We start from the raw sequence: 4,752 nt of genomic DNA, 5'->3' as shown, positions 1-4,752 counted from the left end.
GGTCGTGACCGGCGCGGGCGATATCATCGCCCTCGATGCCAAGATGAACTTCGACGATAACGCGCTGTTCCGGCATCAGGATGTCGAAGCTCTGCGCGATGAAGACGAAGAAGACCCCGCCGAAACCGAAGCCGCCAAGCATCAGCTTTCCTATGTAAAGCTCGATGGCAATATCGGTTGCATGGTGAACGGTGCCGGTCTGGCGATGGCCACGATGGACATTATCAAGTTGTACGGCGGCGAGCCGGCCAACTTCCTCGATGTCGGCGGCGGCGCGACTAAAGAGCGCGTTACCCAGGCCTTTAAGATCATCCTCGGCGATAAGAACGTCGAAGGTATTCTGGTGAATATCTTCGGCGGTATCATGCGCTGCGACGTGATCGCCGAAGGCGTGGTGGCTGCTGCCCGCGAGATCAGCCTGAACGTGCCCCTGGTGGTTCGCCTCGAAGGCACCAATGTAGAGTTAGGGAAGAAGATCCTCGCCGAATCCGGCTTGCCGATCCTTTCCGCCGATAATCTTGCCGATGCCGCCGCCAAGGTGGTGAAGGCTGTGAAGGAGGCCGCGTAATCATGGCTGTTCTGGTCAATAAGAATACGAAGGTCATCTGCCAGGGCTTCACCGGCGCGCAGGGGACTTTTCACTCGGAACAGGCGATTGCCTACGGCACCCAAATGGTCGGCGGCGTGACCCCCGGTAAGGGCGGCACGAAGCATCTCGACCTTCCGGTTTTCGATACGGTCGCCGATGCGGTGGCGAAAACCGGCGCGAATGCGACGGTGATCTATGTGCCGCCGCCCTTCGCCGCCGATGCGATCCTCGAAGCCATCGATGCCGAAATTGAACTCGCCGTTTGCATCACCGAAGGCATCCCGGTTCAGGACATGATCCGCGTGAAGCGTGCCCTGCTGGGCTCCAAAACGCGCCTGATCGGCCCGAACTGCCCCGGCATCATCACGCCGGGCGAATGCAAGATCGGCATTATGCCCGGTCACATTCACAAGCGCGGCAAGATCGGTATCGTCTCGCGCTCCGGCACGCTGACCTATGAAGCCGTGGCGCAAACCACGGCAACCGGCCTGGGCCAGACGACCTGCGTCGGCATCGGCGGTGATCCGGTCAATGGCACCAACTTTGTCGATACGCTGGAGCTGTTCGTGAAGGATCCCGAAACCGAAGGGATCATCATGATCGGCGAAATCGGCGGCGATGCAGAAGTGCGCGGCGTCGAGTTCTTGCAAGCCTCCGGCACGAAAAAGCCGGTCGTCGGCTTCATCGCCGGTCGCACCGCCCCGCCGGGCCGCCGCATGGGCCATGCCGGTGCGGTGATTTCCGGTGGTAATGATACGGCGGACTTTAAGGTCGATGCGATGAAAGCGGCGGGTATTGCCGTCGCCGAATCCCCGGCCGATCTCGGCAGCACCATGCTGTCGCTGATGAACGCCCGATAAACCTCTAACCCGAAGGCGGCGGGGCATCTGCCCCGCCGGTTGTTTATGGCACACGCCCTCGCTCAGAACTCCTTCCTTACGGGTGGCAACGCCACCTATATCGCCGAAATCTTCGCGCAGTATTTGGTCGACCCTGCCTCGGTCGATCCCAGTTGGGCGGCGTTTTTCGCCGGGCTCGACGATGATGCGCGCGCCGTCTTAGGCGAGTTGAAGGGGGCAAGCTGGGCACGGGCGCGGACCCGGATCGTCGGGGCGGATGATCCCGCCGCCGCCGTTCCGGCCAAGGGCGGCAAGGCTCCGGCCAAACCGGCCCCCGTCGCCAATGACGCGGTGCCGACGCTGGATAATGCCACGCTGCGCGCCGCTGCGCGCGACAGCATTCAGGCGATGATCCTGATCCGCACCTACCGGATTCGCGGCCATCTGGAAGCGACGCTCGACCCCTTGGGGCTGGAGCCGCCGAAGCCGGTGGACGATCTGACCCTCGAACATCATGGCTTCACCAGCGCCGATCTTGACCGGCAAATCTATGTCGGCGGTCAGTTGGGGTTTGAAGTTGCCACGCTGCGCGAAATCGTGGCGCGCTGCCGGGCGGTCTATAGCCGCACCATCGGCATTGAATATATGCATATTCAAGACCCGGAACAGCGCCTGTGGATTCAGCAGCGCATCGAAGGCGTCACCGAAAACACCACCGATTTCACCCCGCGCGGCAAGCGCGCCATTTACGAGCGCCTGATTGCCGCCGAGGGGCTGGAACGCTTCCTCGATAAGAAATACACCGGCACGAAACGCTTCGGCCTCGAAGGCGGCGAAACCCTGGTTCCGGCCATCGAGCAGGTGCTGAAGCGCGGCAGCCAATTGGGTCTTGAAGAAGTCGTGTTCGGCATGCCCCATCGCGGCCGCTTGAACATTCTCACCAATGTGATGGTGAAGCCGTTCAAGGCTTTGTTTAGCGAGTTCCAGGGCAATTCCGCGAGCCCGGACGATGTGCAGGGCTCGGGCGACGTGAAGTACCATCTGGGCACCTCGGCGGACCGCGAGTTCGACGGCAAGATGGTCCATCTGTCGCTGACGGCGAACCCCTCCCATCTCGAAGCCTGCGATCCGGTCGTGGTCGGCAAGGTGCGCGCCAAGCAGGAACAGCGCGGCGATACGGATCGTACCAAGGTAATGGCGATGCTGCTGCACGGCGATGCGGCGTTTGCGGGCCAAGGCCTCGTTGCCGAAACGCTGGCGCTGGCCGAATTGCGCGGCTATCGCACCGGCGGCACCATCCATTTCATCGTGAACAATCAGATCGGCTTCACGACGGCCCCCTCCTACTCGCGCTTCACGCCCTATCCGTCGGATCTGGCTAAAGCCGTGCAGGCGCCGATTTTCCACATCAATGGCGACGATCCCGAAGCCGTGGTGCATGCCTCGCGCATCGCCATCGAATTCCGCATGATGTTTAAGCGCGATGTCGTCATCGATATCGTCTGCTACCGCCGCCACGGCCATAACGAAGGCGACGAGCCCGCGTTCACCCAGCCGCTGATGTACCGCAAGATCGCGACCCACCCGACGACACGGCAGATCTACGAAGATCGCCTGATCGCGGAAGGGCTGATGACCAAGGCGGAAGCGGAAGCCGAAGTGAACCGCTTCTTCGATCATCTGGAGCAGGAATTCGACGCCTCCAAATCCTATAAGCCCAACAAGGCTGATTGGCTTGAAGGCAAATGGACGGGCATGAAGACCGCGCCGAACGATGATCGTCGCGGCGCGACCGGCGTTGCCCCGGACGTGTTGAAGGAAGTCGGCCTCGGCCTGACGAAATATCCCGAAGGCTTCAACGTTAACCGCAAGATCGTGCGCCAGCTCGAAGCCAAGCGGGTGGCGTTCGAAACCGGCGAGGGGATTGATTGGGCCACGGCGGAAGCTTTGGCTTTCGGTACGCTTCTCGTCGAAGGTGTGCCGGTGCGCCTGTCGGGCCAGGATTCGGGGCGTGGCACGTTCAGCCAACGCCATTCCGTGCTGATCGATCAGGATACGGAAGCGCGCTACGAGCCGCTCAATAATCTGCGCCCTGAAGGCAAGCAGTCGCGCTATGAAGTCATCGACAGCCCCCTGGCGGAAGCCTCGGTGCTCGGCTTCGACTATGGCTACAGCATGGCCGAACCGCACGCTTTGGTACTGTGGGAAGGCCAGTTCGGCGATTTCGTCAATGGCGCGCAGGTCATTATCGACCAGTTCATCTGCTCGTCGGAATCAAAGTGGCTGCGCATGTCGGGCCTCGTCATGTTGCTGCCGCACGGCTACGAGGGCCAGGGGCCGGAACATAGCTCGGCCCGGCCCGAGCGGTTCCTTCAGCTCTGCGCCGAAGACAATATGCAGATCTGCAATCTCACGACCCCGGCGAATTATTTCCACGCCCTGCGCCGTCAGATCCGCCGCGATTTCCGCAAGCCGCTGATTATTATGACGCCGAAGTCGCTGCTGCGCCTGAAGGCGTGCCAGTCCAATCTGGCCGATTTCGGGCCGGAATCGTCCTTCCATCGCGTGCTCGGCAACGAGGGCGACTTGGTGGCGAATGAGGCGGTGAAGCGCGTCGTGATCTGCACCGGCAAGGTCTATTACGATCTCGCCGCCGAGCGCGAGAAGCGCGGCCAGAAGGATATCGCCATCGTCCGCCTGGAGCAGATTTATCCGTTCCCGGATGAAGCCCTGGGCGACGAATTGGCGCTCTACCCGAACGCCGATATCGTCTGGTGTCAGGAAGAGCCGGAAAACCAAGGCGCGTGGTTCTTCGTCGACCGCCGCATCGAAGGCACGCTGACGCGGATCAACCATAAAACGCAGCGCCCGGTCTATGTCGGCCGCGTCGCGGCGGCGGCTCCGGCGACGGGCTTGCTGAAGCGTCACAATCTCGAACAGGCGGGGCTGGTGAATACCGCTCTGACCGTCGGTTAAGCCCAGCACGAAACTCAACTGGGCGCGGTCATCGGGCCGTGCCCCTCGGTTCTAAGGTTCGAGGATAGAATGGCCATCGAAATCAAAGTCCCCACCCTGGGCGAATCGGTCTCGGAAGCAACGGTAGCCAAATGGCTCAAGAAGGTTGGCGATTCGGTGAAGGCCGATGAAGCGCTGGTCGAGCTTGAAACCGATAAGGTGACGTTGGAAGTGAACGCCCCGGCGGCGGGCACGCTCACCGATATCGTCGCGGCGGAAGGCGTTACCGTTGGCGTTGCGGCCCTGCTCGGTATGATTGGCGGCGATGGCGCGGCCAAACCGGCGGCAACGCCGGCAGCAGCCCCGCCC

The 4,752-nt window shown here is 61.8% G+C and carries 3 protein-coding genes and 1 pseudogene; all 4 read left to right on the top strand.

The genetic code is table 11. From position 1 onward, the window contains the following. A pseudogene (sucC, locus tag VZ95_RS01605) lies at positions 1-568 on the top strand (succinate--CoA ligase subunit beta); the annotation flags it as partial. 2 nt (positions 569-570) lie between these two features. After that, positions 571-1,449, top strand: coding sequence for a succinate--CoA ligase subunit alpha (gene sucD / locus VZ95_RS01600; RefSeq protein ID WP_045774326.1), 879 nt, complete (start codon positions 571-573; stop codon positions 1,447-1,449). 45 nt (positions 1,450-1,494) lie between these two features. Continuing rightward, complete coding sequence (locus VZ95_RS01595) at positions 1,495-4,404, top strand: 2-oxoglutarate dehydrogenase E1 component (RefSeq protein ID WP_045774325.1); 2,910 nt, start codon at positions 1,495-1,497, stop codon at positions 4,402-4,404. Positions 4,405-4,473: 69 nt separating this feature from the next. Next, a partial coding sequence (locus tag VZ95_RS01590; protein ID WP_045774324.1) for a biotin/lipoyl-containing protein occupies positions 4,474-4,752 on the top strand: 279 nt, incomplete at its 3' end.

The sequence above is a fragment of the Elstera litoralis genome (assembly GCF_000963705.1).
Taxonomy (GTDB): domain Bacteria; phylum Pseudomonadota; class Alphaproteobacteria; order Elsterales; family Elsteraceae; genus Elstera; species Elstera litoralis.
This window is presented reverse-complemented; position numbering and strand designations above follow the sequence as displayed.